12 protein-coding genes are annotated in these 16,056 nt (G+C 71.3%); 6 read left to right on the plus strand and 6 right to left on the minus strand.

Annotated features, from left to right (window positions below):
* Together J5X86_RS41625 and trpS are read left to right on the plus strand one after the other, a co-directional pair.
* On the plus strand, positions 1–220 hold a 220-nt coding region (locus tag J5X86_RS41625; RefSeq protein WP_208521834.1), incomplete at its 5' end, for a hypothetical protein.
* A 406-nt stretch (positions 221–626) separates the two neighbouring features.
* Complete coding sequence (trpS, locus tag J5X86_RS41630; RefSeq protein WP_208521835.1) at positions 627–1,646, plus strand: tryptophan--tRNA ligase; 1,020 nt, start codon at positions 627–629, stop codon at positions 1,644–1,646.
* A gap of 19 nt (positions 1,647–1,665) precedes the next feature.
* Here trpS and proC read toward each other — a convergent pair whose 3' ends face one another.
* Complete coding sequence (proC, locus tag J5X86_RS41635; protein ID WP_208521836.1) at positions 1,666–2,475, minus strand: pyrroline-5-carboxylate reductase; 810 nt, start codon at positions 2,473–2,475, stop codon at positions 1,666–1,668.
* An 873-nt stretch (positions 2,476–3,348) separates the two neighbouring features.
* Between proC and J5X86_RS41640 the strand changes: the two genes are divergently transcribed.
* On the plus strand, positions 3,349–4,890 hold the full coding sequence (locus tag J5X86_RS41640; protein ID WP_208521837.1) for a SulP family inorganic anion transporter: 1,542 nt from the start codon (positions 3,349–3,351) through the stop codon (positions 4,888–4,890).
* A 93-nt stretch (positions 4,891–4,983) separates the two neighbouring features.
* On the opposite strand, the gene J5X86_RS41645 is transcribed toward J5X86_RS41640, so the two are convergent.
* The gene (locus tag J5X86_RS41645; RefSeq protein WP_208521838.1) at positions 4,984–5,349 is read right to left on the minus strand and encodes an SH3 domain-containing protein; all 366 of its coding nucleotides are present in this window, start codon (positions 5,347–5,349) and stop codon (positions 4,984–4,986) included.
* Positions 5,350–5,495: 146 nt separating this feature from the next.
* Here J5X86_RS41645 and J5X86_RS41650 point away from each other — a divergent pair, with 146 nt between their 5' ends.
* Together J5X86_RS41650 and J5X86_RS41655 are read left to right on the plus strand one after the other, a co-directional pair.
* Entirely contained in the window at positions 5,496–7,772 is a 2,277-nt protein-coding gene (locus J5X86_RS41650) for a serine/threonine-protein kinase (RefSeq protein WP_208521839.1), read from the plus strand.
* A gap of 219 nt (positions 7,773–7,991) precedes the next feature.
* The gene (locus J5X86_RS41655) at positions 7,992–10,157 is read left to right on the plus strand and encodes a protein kinase (RefSeq protein ID WP_208521840.1); all 2,166 of its coding nucleotides are present in this window, start codon (positions 7,992–7,994) and stop codon (positions 10,155–10,157) included.
* On the opposite strand, the gene ilvD is transcribed toward J5X86_RS41655, so the two are convergent.
* The 4 genes from ilvD to J5X86_RS41675 all read right to left on the minus strand — a co-directional run bounded on the left by ilvD (position 10,141) and on the right by J5X86_RS41675 (position 14,859).
* Entirely contained in the window at positions 10,141–11,991 is a 1,851-nt protein-coding gene (gene ilvD / locus J5X86_RS41660; RefSeq protein WP_208521841.1) for a dihydroxy-acid dehydratase, read from the minus strand. The genes J5X86_RS41655 and ilvD overlap by 17 nt on opposite strands.
* A gap of 195 nt (positions 11,992–12,186) precedes the next feature.
* Complete coding sequence (locus J5X86_RS41665) at positions 12,187–12,816, minus strand: TetR family transcriptional regulator (RefSeq protein ID WP_208521842.1); 630 nt, start codon at positions 12,814–12,816, stop codon at positions 12,187–12,189.
* Positions 12,813–13,658 carry a sugar phosphate isomerase/epimerase gene (locus J5X86_RS41670; RefSeq protein ID WP_208521843.1) on the minus strand — a complete coding sequence of 282 codons (846 nt, stop codon included), beginning with the start codon at positions 13,656–13,658 and terminating at the stop codon, positions 12,813–12,815. The genes J5X86_RS41665 and J5X86_RS41670 overlap by 4 nt, the downstream gene beginning before the upstream one ends.
* A gap of 271 nt (positions 13,659–13,929) precedes the next feature.
* Positions 13,930–14,859, minus strand: coding sequence for a Ppx/GppA phosphatase family protein (locus J5X86_RS41675; protein WP_208521844.1), 930 nt, complete (start codon positions 14,857–14,859; stop codon positions 13,930–13,932).
* A gap of 160 nt (positions 14,860–15,019) precedes the next feature.
* Between J5X86_RS41675 and J5X86_RS41680 the strand changes: the two genes are divergently transcribed.
* Positions 15,020–15,883 carry a hypothetical protein gene (locus tag J5X86_RS41680; protein ID WP_208521845.1) on the plus strand — a complete coding sequence of 288 codons (864 nt, stop codon included), beginning with the start codon at positions 15,020–15,022 and terminating at the stop codon, positions 15,881–15,883.
* The last annotated feature ends 173 nt before the right edge of the window (positions 15,884–16,056 follow it).

Raw genomic sequence — 16,056 nt, forward strand, 5'->3', positions numbered from 1 at the left:
GTCCGAGATGGACGGGGTATCAACATATCTGGCGTTGACTTTTGGCACGCTGTTGAGTTCTCAAGGAACGGACGCTTCCTTTGAAACCGTTTCACCGGTCTCTCCGGGCGCTTCCCTTCGGTGTTTCCACCTTACCAGATCCGTTTTCCGTTCCGTTTCCGGTCCGAATTCCGTTTCCGGCCCCCTGCTGGAGCGGGGTCTTTCGCGCCTTCCGGCGTGATCACTACTTTAGCGGATTCCCCCGGAAGCTCATAATCGAGCTTCCCGATCCGAATTCCGGCATACCGAAATCCATCCCGATGAGGGACCGTGCAGAAGTGGTTTGCCGCCGGTGCGGCTCGAGTGGCTGCCGCGTTTCCCCGCAGGGCTCCGTGGCAACTCGGTGAACAGTACACGACGCCCCGAGGACCATCAAACTCATGGCCGGACGCCCCGTCAGGGCGTACCGTCTAGGGCATGACGAGCGCATGTGTACACCCACGGTGGTGGGCCGCCTGACGGCGGCCGCCTCTATCAACACATGCGCAACCACGGCCGCCGCTCCGGCGGCCGTTCGCGTATCTCCCTCCCCGCGAAGCCCGGCCGGCCGGGTCGGCGGCCCCGACACAGCGGGAGATGGCAGAGAGATGACAGAGACGAAGACGGCACGGCGCCGGATCTTCAGTGGGATCAAACCGAGCGGGCATCTGACCCTCGGCAACTACCTCGGGGCCGTACGCCGGTGGGTTCAGGAGGACCAGCACCGTGCCGACGCGCTGTTCTGCGTCGTCGATCTGCACGCGCTCACGGTGGAGCACGATCCGGCGCGGGTGCGGCGGCTCACCCGGCAGGCCGCCACGCTGCTGCTGGCCTCGGGGCTCGACCCCGAGCAGTGCACGCTGTTCGTCCAGAGCCAGGTGGATGAGCACGCGCGGCTGTCCTATCTCATGGAGTGCACGGCCACCGACGGCGAGATGCGGCGGATGATCCAGTACAAGGAGAAGGCCGCGCGGGAACAGGCAAGGGGGCGGAGCGTACGGCTGTCGCTGCTCACCTATCCGGCGCTGATGGCGGCCGACATCCTCGTCTATGGCACGCATGAGGTCCCCGTCGGCGAGGACCAGACACAACATGTCGAGCTGGCCCGGGACCTGGCGCAGCGGTTCAACCAGCGGTACGGACCGGTCTTCACGGTGCCCCGGGCCACGCATCCGCGGGTCTCGGCGCGGGTGATGGATCTACAGGACCCCACCTCGAAGATGGGGAAGTCGCATGCGGAGACCTCGGGCATCGTCTATCTGCTCGACGAACCGGACGCGGTGCGGAAGAAGATCATGCGGGCCGTCACGGACAGCGGAACCGAGGTGTGGTACGACCGGACGGAGCAGCCGGGGGTGGCCAATCTGCTGGATGTGCTCGCCTCGTGCACCGATGGAAAGCCGGAGGTGCTGGCCGAGGAGTTCAGCTCGTACGGGGCGCTGAAGCGGGCCACGGCGGAGGCGGTGCTGGAGCTGCTGCGGCCCCTTCAGGCCCGGCACGCGGAGCTGTGCGCCGACTCCTCTTATATGGACGGGGTGCTGCGGGCCGGGGCCGAGCGGGCGCGCGGGCTGGCCCGGCCCCGGGTGGACGAGGCGTATGCGGCGGTCGGACTGCTGCCGCCCGCCTGAGCAAAGCGGCTGGTCGGCGTCAGCCGTTGCCGGAGGCGAGCTCGCGGCTGCGGTCGCGGGCCGCCTCCAGCGCGGCGATCAGCGCGGCGCGCACCCCGTGGCTCTCGAGCTCGCGGATGGCGTTGATCGTGGTGCCCGCCGGGGAGGTCACGGCCTCCCGCAGCTTGACCGGGTGCTGATCGCTGTCGCGCAGCATCACCGCGGCGCCGATGGCCGCCTGGACGATCAGGTCATGGGCCTTGTCGCGGGGCAGGCCCAGCAGGATGCCCGCGTCGGTCATGGCCTCGACGAGGAAGTAGAAGTACGCCGGGCCGGAGCCGGAGAGGGCGGTCGCGGCGTCCTGCTGGGACTCGGGGACGCGCAGCGTCTTGCCGACGCCGCCGAAGATCGCCTCGGTGTGGGTGAGGTGCTCCTCGGTGGCGTGGCTGCCCGCCGAGATGACGGACATGGCCTCGTCGACCAGTGCGGGGGTGTTGGTCATCACACGGACGACCGGGGTGCCGGCGGCCAGGCGCGCCTCGAAGAAGGAGGTGGGGATGCCGGCGGCGCCGGAGATGACCAGCCGGTCGGCGGGGACGTGTGGGGCGAGCTCATCGAGCAGGGCGCCCATGTCCTGCGGTTTGACGGTGAGGATGAGGGTGTCGGCGGACTTGGCGGCCTCGGCGTTGGAGACGGCCTCGACGCCGTGGCGCGAGCGGAGCTCCTCGGCGCGCTCGGGGCGGCGGGCCGTGACCAGGAGGTCGGACGGTGACCAGCCACCTCGGATCATTCCGCTGAGAAGGGCTTCGCCAATCTTTCCCGTGCCGAGCACGGCGACCTTCTCCGTCATAGTGCGGCTCTCCTCATACCTGAGCGGGTCGTGCTGTGCTGCATGTGTGGTCTCCGCCAATCTTCCCACGGGTGGCTCATTCCCCCTGGCTCTTATGGATTACTTATTCGTCGTTCGATGAATTAAATTTTTCACGCCATCCGGCGTGACCGGGAGGGCGCTTTGCGCCCGCGCCTATGGGGGCGCCCGGAACCAAACAGTCCTGTTCGATGACTCCGAGTTCACAAGTCGGTTACATATCGACTTGCAAATGGTCACGGTCTCATGGACACAATGGGGGTCGGTGTCTATACGTACGGGAAGGGGGCGATGGTGAGGAGCATTCGGCATACCGCTCACGCACTGGTAACGGCGGTAGCCGTGTTGCTTGCCCTCTTCATCGCGGCTGATTGCGCGTCCGCGCAGGTCATCCATCCCGAAACGAGCAGCGTCACCGCTTCAGCCGATCCGCGGCCGACCACGGAGTCATGGGTCTCCGCGCACGGCGATCACGGAACAGAAGACTGCAAGGGGCTCCGCGGAAGGGTCCCGCTGACCGCTCCCACACCGAGCGGCAAATACGGATGTGTGTGCGGTTGCGATACCGGTGTTCCGGTGCCGCGTACCGCCATCTCCACATCGGTCACCGGACGCCAAGCCGTTCCGGTGTCGAGATCGGGCGAGCTGCCCGTCATCCTCCAGATCTTCCGCTGCTGAGAGCTACACCGCCGTAGCCCGGCGGTTCGTCTCGGACACTTCTCCACGCTTTCACGCTTCTCGCAGCAAGCGATCTCAACCGCCAGCGACCGATTCCATCGATCCCACTGACGTAGCGCTATGCCGTGCCCCCGCCTGCCCATGAGCCGGTGACGGGGCGCACTGGAGGCAACCCTCATGCGAAACTCTCTCTTTGACCGTTTCCGTGGTGCCGGAGGCACCTCAGGCTCATCCGGCGCCAAAACATTCCGCGCCGACTTCACCGCTTCTCTCGTCGTCTTCCTCGTCGCCGTCCCCCTGTGCGTGGGGGTGGCGGTGGCCTCGGGTGTTCCGGCCGAGCTCGGCCTGATCACCGGCATCGTCGGCGGGCTGGTCACCGGCTTCCTGCCGGGCAGCAGCCTGCAGGTCTCCGGCCCGGCCGCCGGTCTGACCGTGCTGGTGTACGAGGCCGTGGAGCAATACGGCGTCGCCGCACTCGGCGTCCTCGTCCTGATCTCCGGACTGCTGCAGCTGGCCATGGGCGCGTTCGGCCTCGGCCGCTGGTTCCGGGCGATCTCCGTCGCCGTGGTGCAGGGCATGCTCGCGGGCATCGGTCTGGTGCTGATCGCCGGACAGCTCTACGCGCTCGCCGACGCCAAGGCGCCGACCAGCGGGCTCGACAAGATCTTCGGTATTCCGGAGCTCATCGGGGACGTGGCCGGTTCCGGGGACGCCTTGAAGGCGCTCGCCGTGGGCGTCGGCACGATTGCGGTACTGGTGCTGTGGCCGCGCTTCCGCCAGGGCGCCAAGGTGCTGCCCGCTCCGCTGGCGGCCGTCGCGCTCGCCACTGCCTCGACCGTGATCTTCGACCTGCCGATCGCGCGAGTCGAGGTCAAGGGTCTGCTGGACGCCATCCAGCCGCCCGGCGGCAGTGAGTTCCAGGCGCTCGCCGAGGTGGGCGTCATCGGCACCGTGCTCGCCTTCACGCTGATCGCCTCGGCCGAGAGCCTGTTCAGCGCCGCGGCCGTGGACCGGCTGCACGACGGTGCCCGCACCGACTACGACAAGGAGCTCATGGCGCAGGGCGCGGGCAACGCGGTGTGCGGTGTCCTCGGCGCGCTCCCGATGACCGCGGTGATCGTGCGGAGCGCGGCCAATGTGCAGGCCGGCGCGAAGACGAAGGCGTCGCGGGTGCTGCACGGTGTGTGGCTGCTGATCTTCGCGGTGCTCTTCCCCTCGGCCCTGGGCATCATCCCGGTGGCGACGCTCGCCGGTGTGCTGGTGTACTCGGGCTGGAAGCTGATCCCGACCAAGGACCTGGTGCCGCTGTGGCGGACCCACCGCGGTGAGGCGATCATCCTGGTCGTCACCGCCGGCGCGATCGTGGTCACCAATATGTTCGAGGGCGTGATCATCGGTCTGCTGATGGCCGTGGCCAAGACGGCCTGGGAGACCTCGCATGTGCATGTCGAGGTCAGCGGGCGCGAGAACGACGACGCCGGGGCCGGTGCCGGCGACAAGCCCCTGCGCGTCCGGGTGCGCGGTAACGCGACCTTCCTGCGACTGCCCAAGCTGCTGGACGAGCTGGAGGGGCTGCCCCGTGAGCAGGAGGTCGAGCTCGACCTGACCGGGCTGCGCCATGTGGACCACGCCTGTGAGATGGCGCTGGCCACCTGGACCGAGCGGCACAACGCGGTGGTCAAGCGTGACGCCGCCATCGAGGAGCGGGTCCCGGCGTAACGACGCCCGCTCGGGGGGACACGCCCCCTTCCGTCATCCGGCCCCCGGCGCCGCACTCGCGGCTCCGGGGGCCGGCTGCGCTCCGGCCGTGGGTCAGCCGCAGGGCACGGTGACGAAGCCGTCACTGCCGGTCCTCACATACGCGTCGGACACGTACTGGCCCGGGGCGATGCTGTCCCAGATGTCCGTGGTGCCGTACGGTCCGGAGACCTTCTCGCCGTGCCGCTGACAGCGGATGGGGACACGGGTGTTGTACGGCAGCACCTTGACGACTCTGTGGTTGGTGCCGGGCCCGCTGCGGACGTTCACCTGGTAGCCGGGCGCGGTCGGATAAGTGATCGCTCCGGCGGCGACCCCGACGGCGTCCGTGCCGTCCGCGGTGTCGGCGGCGTTGGCTGTGCCGGTGGCGTTCGCGGTGTCGGTGGTGGCGACGGTTTCTGCGGTCTCTTCAATGGCCATGACGGCCCCTCCCCCGTTGAACTTCTTTCCGAAGTTGTGCACATGTCGTGTGAAGTGACACGACATGCGGAGGCTAACAAGGCTCGCACGTGTCATCGACTAGGCTCGCCGAGTCGCGAATGCGGCCGAATTCACGGGGGTGGGGCATGCCGCCGGTGCACAGAGCCGGGACGGGCCCGGAAGCGGAGGATCCGGAATACGCCGGGCAATACCGGCTCGAGGCGCGCCTCGGATCGGGTGGCATGGGCGTGGTCCATCTGGCCCGCTCGCCCTCGGGACGGCGTCTCGCGGTGAAGGTCGTCCATGCCGCGTATGCCGAAGACCCCGAGTTCCGGGCGCGGTTCCGGCAGGAGGTGGCGGCCGCCCGGCGGGTCAGCGGCGCGTTCACGGCGCCCGTGGTGGATGCCGACCCGGAGGCGCCGAGGCCCTGGATGGCCACCCTCTACATCCCCGGCCCGACCATCGCCGAACACGTCAAGCGGAGCGGCCCGTTGCCGCCGGACGAGACGGTGCAGCTCGCCGCGGGGCTCGCGGAGGCGCTGCGGGACATCCACCGGGTGGGCGTGGTGCACCGCGATCTCAAGCCGAGCAATGTGCTGCTCGCGGCGGACGGCCCGAAGGTCATCGACTTCGGCATCTCGCGGCCGTCCGACAGCGAACTGCGCACCGAGACAGGGCAGTTGATCGGCACTCCGCCGTTCATGGCGCCGGAGCAGTTCCAGCGGCCGCGTGCGGTGGGCCCGGCGGCGGATGTCTTCGCGCTGGGTTCGCTGCTGGTGCACGCGGCCACCGGGCGGGGACCGTTCGAGTCCGAGAGCCCGTACATCGTGGCGTACCAGGTGGTGCACGACGAGGCGGATCTGGCGGGGGTGCCGGATGAACTGCTGCCGCTGATCCAGCGGTGCCTGGCCAAGAACCCCGAGGAACGCCCCACGCCCGACGCCCTGATGACGGTCCTGCGTGCCGTCCGCGGCCCCCATCCGCCGATGCCCCGCGGCCCCGTCCCGCTGGTGCCGCAGCAGCGGACGCCGGAGCCGCACTCCCTGCCGGGCGGGCGCTGGGATCAGGACGGCGGCGCCAGGGATACGCATGTGAAGGCGGCCGCTGAGCCCGCGCCCCGGCTCATGAAGGACATGAAGGCCAAGCCTGAGTCGGTGACGGACGAGCCCATGGCCGACGAGCCGGTGGCGCCGCGGCGGGGGGTCCGGCGGTGGGCCCTGTCCGGGCTCGCGGCCCTCGTGCTGCTGGGCGCGGGCACGGTCGTCGCGCTGCGCCCGTTCGGTGGCGCGGACGCGTCGGGCGGGCGGCAGCCGCGGAACAGCGCGGCGACCGCGGAGGCATGGCGCCCCTGGACGACGGGGCTGGACGTCGGAAAGGCGGCGCGCTCGGGGGCGCGGCCCGCGTTCTGCTCGTACGGAGCGGGCGCGCTGTACTGCACCCGGCGCGGTATCGAGGCCGCCCGGGTCGATCCGGACGACGGCCGGGTGGTCTGGTCACGGCCGTCCGCGGCCGGGCGCCCCGCTGACGGCGAGGCGATCTCCGCTCCCGTGTTCTCCGGCGGTCTGGTGCAGACGGTGTCCCCGGACGGCGGGCGGCTGCGGGCGCTCGACCCTACGACCCACGACGTCCGCTGGAGCCGCGAGGTGTCCCGTTACGACGGCGGCGTCTACTCCTCGGGCGACACCGTGCTGCTGGCCGCGCCGGACGGCACGGTCACGGCGGTGAACGGCGCGACGAACAAGGAGCGTTGGAGCCATCGGCTGCCCGGCCACGCCCGGCCCGTCTTCTTCTCGTACGGCGACGGCCGCACGGCGTACGCCGTGACCACCTCGGGCGACGGCGCGCACACGCTGGTCACGGCGGTGGACACGGTGCGCGGCGACACGCGCTGGCACGCCTCGCTCAGCGGCAACCTCACCCCGGCCGGGAGCGGCCCCGGCGGAGTGCTGCTGCTGACCGAGACGGACACCCGGACCCGTACCACCGCGGTCGTCCGCTACGACCCGGAGCGGCGTACGGCGCGGCGGGTCGCGCTGTCCGCGCCGGTGTCCGCGACCAGTGCCGTCACCAGCGGCGACCGGGTGTATGTGCTGGGCGCGGACGGCGGGTTGGTGGCCGTCGACACCGGGCGCGAGGGTGTGGCGCGGGCGCGGCTCTGGCGCCTGGAGACCTCGGTGGCCAACGCCTCGCCCCTGGTGGCGGCGGACGGCCGGCTGTACTTCTCGGCGGCGGACGGACGGCTGCTGGCCGTGGACGCCGAGCGGGGCGAGGTGATCGGCGAGACCCGCTCGCGCGGGGGCGCGGCCGGTCGCGGCTTTCTGGACCTGATGCCCGCGCCGGTGGCGGCGGACGGCAAGGTGTTCGCGACGGCCCCGGACGGCACGCTGTTCGCGGTGGACGGACGGAATCCGGCCGGCTGGTGAGCCACGACACGGTGCCCGGGGCGGGCCGGGGCTGCGGGGTGTCCGGCGGACCACGCGGCGGAGCCGCATATCGATGCTTTCGCCTCCCCGTCCCTTCCCGCTACCAGGGGCTCCGCCTCTGGCCCCCGCTCCTCAACCGCCGGAGGGGCTGGATTACAACGCCCGAGGGGCTGGATTACGTTGACCGCCGGATCGTGGGTCGGTGAGGGAAGAACAGGAATGGCACTGCGCGCAGGGGACCCGGAGTCCATCGGAGGCTACGCACTCGAACGGCGGCTCGGCCGCGGCGGGATGGGCACGGTGTATCTGGCCCAGTCGCAGTCGGGGCGGCGGCTGGCCCTGAAGGTGGTGCATCAGCAGTTCGCCGACGACGATGAGTTCCGGGTGCGGTTCCGGCAGGAGGTCGCGGCCGCCCGGCGGGTCAGCGGCGCGTTCACCGCGGCCGTCGTGGACGCCGACCCCCATGCCGTACTGCCGTGGATGGCGACCTCGTACGTCCCCGGCCGCACCCTCGCCGAGCGGGTCGCGGCGGACGGTCCGCTGCGCGGCGCCGAGCTGCGGCGGCTGGCGATCGGGCTGGTGGAGGCGTTGCGGGACATCCATCGGGCGGGCGTGGTGCACCGGGATCTCAAACCGGCCAACATCGTGCTGTCCGAAGAGGGCCCCCGCGTCATCGACTTCGGCATCTCGCGGGCGGCGGACCACCAGACCCTGACCATGACGGGCCGGGTCATGGGCACACCCCCGTTCATGTCCCCGGAGCAACTGCGCGATCCGCGGGAGGTCGGACCGGAGTCCGATGTGTTCTCGCTCGCGACGGTGGTGGTGTTCGCGGCGACCGGCCAGAGCCCGTTCGACGCGGACAGCCCGTATATGACCGCCTATCACGTGGTGCACGAGCCGCCGGAACTGGACGCGGTGACCGGGCCGTTGCGCGACACGGTCGCGGACTGCCTGAGCAAGGAGCCGTCCGCGCGCCCCGGTCTTGACGAGCTGCTGGAGCGGTTGCGGACGCTGCCCGACGAGGTCGGCACGGACGACCACGGAACAGGTGAGGCCGATTCCGAGCACGCCGGCACCGGCGCCGCCGTGCCGACGGAGGTCGGCCGCGCGCCCCGCCGCGCCCGTCTCCCGCGCCGCGCCCTGGTGGCCGCCGGAGCGGCCGCGGGCCTGGTTGCCGCAGTCGTTGGGGCGGTCGTCGTCCTCAAGGCCGGATCCGGCGACCGGCCGGACCCCCGCCCCGCCACCGGCTCGTCGCCGGACGCCTCGCTCCCGTCCGGATGGCGCCCCTGGCAACGCACGCTCACCGAGCCCGGCGACGACGACGTCGTGACCCGCCTCGAAGGCACTCCGCAGACGGTCAACGGGCTGAGCGGCCGTCGCTGTCTCGCCTCGGGCACCGATCTGTACTGCGGCGGTTCCGGGATCGCCCTCACCAGGCTGGACGCCCGCGGGCGCGTGACCTGGCACCGGCCGACGAAGCCGGACGCGCTGATCGGTGTGATCGACGGTCTCGTCCTGGGCACCGTCGGACTCTCGGACGGAACGGCCCGGCTGGAGGGCTACCGCACCAGCGACGGTGAGCGGGTCTGGAAGACCGACATCGGCGGCGCGGACCAGGGCGCGGTGTTCCGGCGGGGCCGCCACCCCGCCGTGCTCACCCAGAGCTGGGACCAGGAGACCTTCCAGGCGGTGGACGCGCGCACCGGCGGCACGCTCTGGTCGCGCCGGGTCGGCCACGGGCTGACCTGCTCCCCCGATGTGGTGGCCGGGCGCCCCCTCGCCGACTGCAGACCGATGGAGGACCGCGGCGACCCGGACACTCCGAGCCGGCTCTACGCCCTGTCCCCCACCACGGGAGCGCCCCGGCAGATCGGCACGCCGGATACGGGCGTATCCCTCGCCGAGCGCTCGGGCGACCTTCTTTATCTGGAGCAGGGCGACCACGACAGCTTCGACTACACCGATCTGCTGTTCCTCTCCCCGGACGGCGGACCGGCGCGCCGGGTGAAGCTGCCCGGAGGGCTCTCCGCCCAGCAGACCAGGCCCACCCTGGTGGGCGACACGCTCTACTTCGTCCGGCAGAACGGCGAGGTCACCGCCGTCACCACGGCCGGAAAGCGGCTGTGGAGCGAGGCGACGGAGGTGGAGTGGCTGGGCTCACCCGTCGTGTCCGGGCGCCGGAACGCCCTGTATCTGGCCACCGCCGCGGGCCGTACGGTCGCGCTGGACCGCGGGGACGGCCGGGTGCTGTGGCGGGGCAAGGCGCGTACGGACCCCGGTGGCGTCCCCGCCGAGCTGACGCTGAGCGGTGACGCCCTCACTACGGTCTACGGATACGACACCGTGGAGGCGGCCGGGACCGACGTCAGCCGAGGCGGCTGATGTCGCGGACCGCGCCCTTGTCCGCGCTGGTGGCCATCGCCGCGTAGGCGCGCAGTGCGGTGGACACCTTGCGCTCGCGGTTCTTCGGGGCGTAGACACCGCCGAGCGCCTCGCGGCGGGCCGCCAGCTCCTCCTCGCTCACCAGGAGTTCGATGGTGCGGCCGGGGATGTCGATGCGGATCCGGTCGCCGTCCTGGACCAGGGCGATGGTGCCGCCGGACGCCGCCTCGGGCGAGGCGTGGCCGATGGACAGGCCCGAGGTGCCGCCGGAGAAGCGGCCGTCGGTGACCAGCGCGCATGCCTTGCCCAGGCCCCGGCCCTTGAGGAAGGAGGTGGGGTAGAGCATCTCCTGCATACCGGGGCCGCCCTTGGGGCCCTCGTAGCGGATGACGACGACGTCGCCCTCCTTGACCTGCTTGCCCAGGATCCGCTCGACGGCCTCCTCCTGGGATTCGCAGACCACGGCGGGGCCCTCGAAGGTCCAGATCGACTCGTCCACGCCCGCGGTCTTCACCACGCAGCCGTCGACGGCCAGATTGCCCTTGAGGACGGCCAGCCCGCCGTCCTGGGAGTAGGCGTGCTCCAGGTCGCGGATGCAGCCGCCGGTGGCGTCCGTGTCCAGCGTGTCCCAGCGCTCGGACTGCGAGAAGGCGGTGGCGGAGCGCTTGCAGCCGGGGGCCGCGTGCCACAGCTCGACGGCCTCGGCGGACGGCGAACCGCCGCGCACGTCCCAGGTCTTGAGCCAGTCGGCGAGCGAGGAGCTGTGTACGGAGTGGACGTCCTCGTTCAGCAGCCCGGCGCGGAACAGCTCGCCGAGGATCGCCGGGATGCCGCCCGCGCGGTGCACGTCCTCCATGTAGTACGTGCCGCCGGGGGCCACGTTCGGGGCGACCTTGGCCAGGCAGGGCACCCGGCGGGAGACCTCGTTGATGTCGTTGAGGTCGTAGTCGAGACCGGCCTCCTGGGCGGCGGCCAGGAGGTGCAGGATCGTGTTGGTCGAGCCGCCCATGGCGATGTCGAGCGCCATGGCGTTGTCGAAGGCGGCGCGGGTGCCGATGGAGCGCGGCAGAACGGTCTCGTCGTCCTGCTCGTAGTGGCGCTTGGTGATGTCCACGACCGTACGGCCGGCGGTCTCGTAGAGCGCCTTGCGGGCGGTGTGGGTGGCCAGCACCGACCCGTTGCCCGGCAAGGAGAGGCCCATCACCTCGGTCAGGCAGTTCATCGAGTTGGCGGTGAACATGCCGGAACAGGAGCCGCAGGTCGGGCAGGCGTTGTTCTCGATACGGAGGATGTCCTCGTCCGAGACGTTCTCGTTGACCGCGTCCGAGATCGCGTTGATCAGGTCCAGCTTGCGGACGGTGCCGTCGACGAGCGTGGCCCGGCCGGCCTCCATGGGGCCGCCGGAGACGAAGACGGTCGGGATGTTGAGCCGCATCGCGGCCATCAGCATCCCGGGCGTGATCTTGTCGCAGTTGGAGATGCAGATCAGCGCGTCGGCGCAGTGCGCCTCGACCATGTACTCCACGGAGTCGGCGATCAGGTCGCGGGAGGGGAGGCTGTAGAGCATCCCGCCGTGGCCCATGGCGATGCCGTCGTCCACGGCGATGGTGTTGAACTCGCGCGGAATGCCACCCGCCGCGTGGATCGCCTCGCTGACGATCCGGCCGACCGGCTGGAGGTGGGTGTGGCCGGGCACGAACTCGGTGAAGCTGTTGGCCACGGCGATGATCGGCTTGCCGAAGTCCTCGCGCGCTACGCCGGACGCCTGCATAAGGGCGCGGGCGCCCGCCATGTTGCGGCCATGGGTGACGGTGCGAGACCTCAGCTCGGGCACGGTGCTCGGCTCCCTCGTGATACGTGCGTCCAGCGAATGGGACGCGCGGCGAATCGGATCGGAGTCTTCTGAGCCTACGCCTGTGTCCATGGATCCGGATGGTCCGTCCGGATCCAGAGACGGTGGGGTCACTGTGTGGCACAGGCCGATCAGCGCTCGGTCAGCGCCGGGCCGTCAGGGTTGGCCGGTCCGCGATCAGCTTTCGGTCAGATAGCGCTGCAGGGTGGGCCCCACCATGGCCACGATGTCGTCGACCTCGGCCGAGGCCATCGGCTCCATCCGGATCACATACCGCAGCATCGCGATCCCGATGAGGTGCCCGGCCGCGAGCTGGGCCCGGAACTCGGGGTTCGGGACGTCCAGCTCACCCGCCATCCGCAGCAGCACCCGGCGCTCGATCATGCCGCGCAGCACCACGGAGGCGGTCTCGTTGGTCAGCGCCGAGCGCATCACGGCGAGCAGCGGCAGCCGGCTGACGGGGTTCTCCCAGATGCCGAACATGAAGCGGGCCATCCGCTCGCCCGCGCCCTCCCGGCTGCCGTGCACCGCGTCCGGGGCGGCCATGGCGGGCGCGAAGATCAGCTCGATGGCCGCCTCGAAGACCTGCTCCTTGGTGCCGAAGTAGTGGTGGACCAGCGCCGGGTCCACCTCCGCGGCCTTGGCGATGCCACGGATCGAGGTCTTGTCGTAGCCGCGCTCGGCGAACTCGTTGCGCGCCGCGGCCAGGATCCGGTCGCGGGCGCCGGGGCCGTCGGAGGCGCTCGTACGGGCCGGGCGGCCACGCTTGCGCGGGCCCGTGGCGGGCCCGGACGAGGCGGGGGTCATGAACCGGGCACCGTCCTGCTCTGCGGGGTGGCCGAGGTCGGCGAGGCCAGATGCAGCCGGGTGAACGCCAGGGCCTCCGCCAGGTCGGCCTCGCGCTCGGCGGTGGACATGGCCCGCCGGGTGTTGACCTCGACGACCACATTGCCGTCGAAACCGGTGGCCGCGAGCCGTTCCAGCAGCTCGGCGCAGGGCTGGCTGCCGCGCCCCGGCACCAGGTGCTCGTCCTTGTTGGAGCCCTGGCCGTCGGCGAGGTGGAGATGGGCCAGCCGGTCGCCCATGCGGTCCACCATCTCCATCGCGTCCGTACGGGCGGTGGCCGTGTGCGACAGATCGATGGTGAAGTGGCGGTAGTCGTCCTGGGTGACGTCCCAGCCCGGGGCGTACGCCAGCATCTCGCGATCGCGATAGCGCCACGGGTACATGTTCTCGACCGCGAACCGCACATCGGTCTCATCGGCCATCCGCCAGATTCCGCTGACGAACTCGCGGGCGTAGGACCGCTGCCATCGAAACGGCGGGTGGACCACGACGGTGGACGCGTCGAGCTTCTCGGCGGCCGTTCTCGCCCGCTGCAGCTTGACCCAGGGGTCGGTCGACCAGACCCGCTGGGTGATCAGCAGACAGGGAGCGTGCACGGCGAGGATCGGCACCTGGTGGTAGTCCGAGAGCCGACGCAGCGCCTCGATGTCCTGGCTGACCGGATCGGTCCACACCATGACCTCGACGCCGTCATAGCCCAGCCGTGCCGCGATCTCGAAGGCCGTCGCCGTCGACTCCGGATAGACCGAGGCTGTGGACAGCGCGACCTTCGCATCCGGGATGCGCACCACTGGCTCTGTCACGAAGGACAGCGTACGGCGGCTGCTCTCCGCAGCCGAACCGCGGCGGCGCTTGCGGCTGAACCACCGCCGCTTTCCAGCCCGGCCACCGCCGCCCTCCGGCCTGGCCACCAGGGCTTTCCGGCCCGGCCACCGCCGCTTTCCGGCTCGGCCACCAGGGCTTTCCAGCCCAGTCACCGACGCTTTCCAGCCCGGCCGCCGGGGCTTTCCCGCCCGGCCGTCGCCGCTTTCCAGCCCGGCCACCGCCGCCCCCGGCCCCGGTGACGCTGTGTGGTCACGTGGGCAGGTGGTCCAGGCGGCGCAGGATGACGCCCTCGCGCAGCGCCCACGGGCAGATCTCAAGCTGCTCCACGCCGAACAGATCCAGCGCGGCCTCCGCCACCAGCGCCCCGGCCGGAAGCTGCCCGGCCCGGCCCTCGGAGACCCCGGGCAGCCCGGCCCGTTCCTCGGTGGTCATGGCGGCCAGTTTCGGCACCCACTCCACCAGCGCCCGGCGGGTGAGGCGGCGCTCCACGTACGGCCCGTCGGCGGAGCGCGCGGCGCCGGTGATCCTGGCGAGCTGCTTGAAGGTCTTGGAGGTGGCCACCACATGGTCCGGCGCCCCATGACGGCTGAAGTCGCCGACGGTCCGGGCGATCTCGGCCCGCACATGGCGCCGCAGGGCCCGTACCTCCGCCGCGTCGGGCGGGTCGCCGAGCAGCCAGGAACCGGTCAGCCGGCCGGCCCCCAGCGGCAGCGAGACCGCCGTGTCGGGCTCCTCGTCCATGCCGTACGCGATCTCCAGCGAACCGCCGCCGATGTCCAGGACCAGCAGCTTCCCCGCGGACCAGCCGAACCAGCGGCGGGCGGCCAGAAAGGTGAGCCGCGCCTCGTCCGCGCCGCTGAGCACCTGGAGCCGCACGCCGGTCGCCTCGGCGACCCGGGCCAGGACCTCATCGGCGTTGGTCGCCTCACGGACGGCGGAGGTCGCGAACGGCAGGACGTCCTCGACGCCCTTGTCCTCGGCCGCCTCCAGCGCCTCCTTGACCACCGCGATCAGGCGGTCGACGCCTTCGGGGCCGATGGCCCCGGCGCCGTCGAGGAGTTCGGCCAGCCGCAGCTCGGCCTTGTGCGAATGCGCGGGCAGCGGGCGCGCGCCGGGGTGGGCGTCCATCACAAGCAGATGAACCGTATTCGAACCCACGTCGAGGACACCGAGTCTCATAACGTGAACGCTACTGCTCCCCCCTCGGTGTCATGCACAGGTCCCCCACGATCGCGCGCCCGGGCGGCCGATCGGCGGCCGATCCCGGACCCGGGCCGCGCCGCCGGGCCGTGTGCGGTCCCCACCTCCGGCTTTTGGCCGAGGGGCCTACCCTTGCACCGTGGCAAAGACGAAAAAGGCGAAGCAGGGCAAAAGCCGGAAGACCGCCCCGGAGTGGGCGGCCGAGGAGCCGACGCCGTCCGGGGCCGAGGCCGCCGCGGCCGCCGAGGACGAGGTCGGTCTGGACTTCGCCCGCGCATGGGTCGAATTCCCCGATCCGGCCGACGACGAGCAGTTCTTCCGATGCGATCTGACCTGGCTGACCTCCCGGTGGACCTGCATCTTCGGCCAGGGCTGCCAGGGCATCCAGGCGGGGCGGGCCAGCGATGGCTGCTGCACGCTGGGCGCGCACTTCTCCGACGAGGAGGACGAGGAGCGGGTCGGCCGCCATATGGCCCGGCTGACCCCGGAGATCTGGCAGTTCCACGACGTGGGGCACGCCTCGGGGTGGGTGCAGGAGGACGACGACGGCGAGCGGCAGACCCGGCGCCACAAGGGCTCGTGCATCTTCCAGAACCGGCCGGGGTTCGCAGGCGGAGCGGGCTGCGCCCTGCACATTCTGGCGCTGCGGGAGGGGCGCGAGCCGCTGGAGACCAAGCCGGACGTGTGCTGGCAGCTACCGGTGCGCCGGTCCTACGACTGGATCGACCGGCCGGACGACACCCGCGTGCTGCGGGTCACCATCGCCGAGTACGACCGGCGCGGCTGGGGGCCGGGCGGCCACGATCTGCACTGGTGGTGCACGTCGGCCACCTCGGCGCACGGGGCCGGGGAGCCGGTGTTCCGGTCGTACCGGCCGGAGCTCACGGAGCTGATGGGCAAGCCCGGATACGACCGGCTGGCCGAGCTGTGCGAGCAGCGCCTGGCGTCCTCGCTGCCGATGGTGGCCCCGCATCCGGCGGATCCGGCGGCCCCGACGGGCTGACACGGGCGATTTACGGGGTGTCCGGCGGATCTTTCCCCTCCCCGCCCCTTTCCGAATCCGGGGCCAGGCCCCGGCCGGGGCTCCGCCCCAGGACCCCGCTCCTCAAACGCCGGAGAGGCTGGATTGGCTCCCCGCCGGTCGGCGCCTCCGGGACCGCCCGGCGGCTGACGTGT

This window comes from Streptomyces sp. NEAU-YJ-81 (assembly GCF_017592595.1).
In the GTDB taxonomy this organism is placed as follows: Bacteria; Actinomycetota; Actinomycetes; order Streptomycetales; family Streptomycetaceae; genus Streptomyces; species Streptomyces hygroscopicus_B.

Coding starts and splice junctions, on each gene's coding strand:
- proC (WP_208521836.1), bottom strand. CDS start 2,475: ATGACGGAGAAGGTCGCCGTGCTCGGCACGGGAAAGATTGGCGAAGCC.
- trpS (WP_208521835.1), top strand. CDS start 627: ATGACAGAGACGAAGACGGCACGGCGCCGGATCTTCAGTGGGATCAAA.
- J5X86_RS41640 (WP_208521837.1), top strand. CDS start 3,349: ATGCGAAACTCTCTCTTTGACCGTTTCCGTGGTGCCGGAGGCACCTCA.
- J5X86_RS41645 (WP_208521838.1), bottom strand. CDS start 5,349: ATGGCCATTGAAGAGACCGCAGAAACCGTCGCCACCACCGACACCGCG.
- J5X86_RS41665 (WP_208521842.1), bottom strand. CDS start 12,816: ATGACCCCCGCCTCGTCCGGGCCCGCCACGGGCCCGCGCAAGCGTGGC.
- J5X86_RS41650 (WP_208521839.1), top strand. CDS start 5,496: ATGCCGCCGGTGCACAGAGCCGGGACGGGCCCGGAAGCGGAGGATCCG.
- J5X86_RS41675 (WP_208521844.1), bottom strand. CDS start 14,859: ATGAGACTCGGTGTCCTCGACGTGGGTTCGAATACGGTTCATCTGCTT.
- J5X86_RS41655 (WP_208521840.1), top strand. CDS start 7,992: ATGGCACTGCGCGCAGGGGACCCGGAGTCCATCGGAGGCTACGCACTC.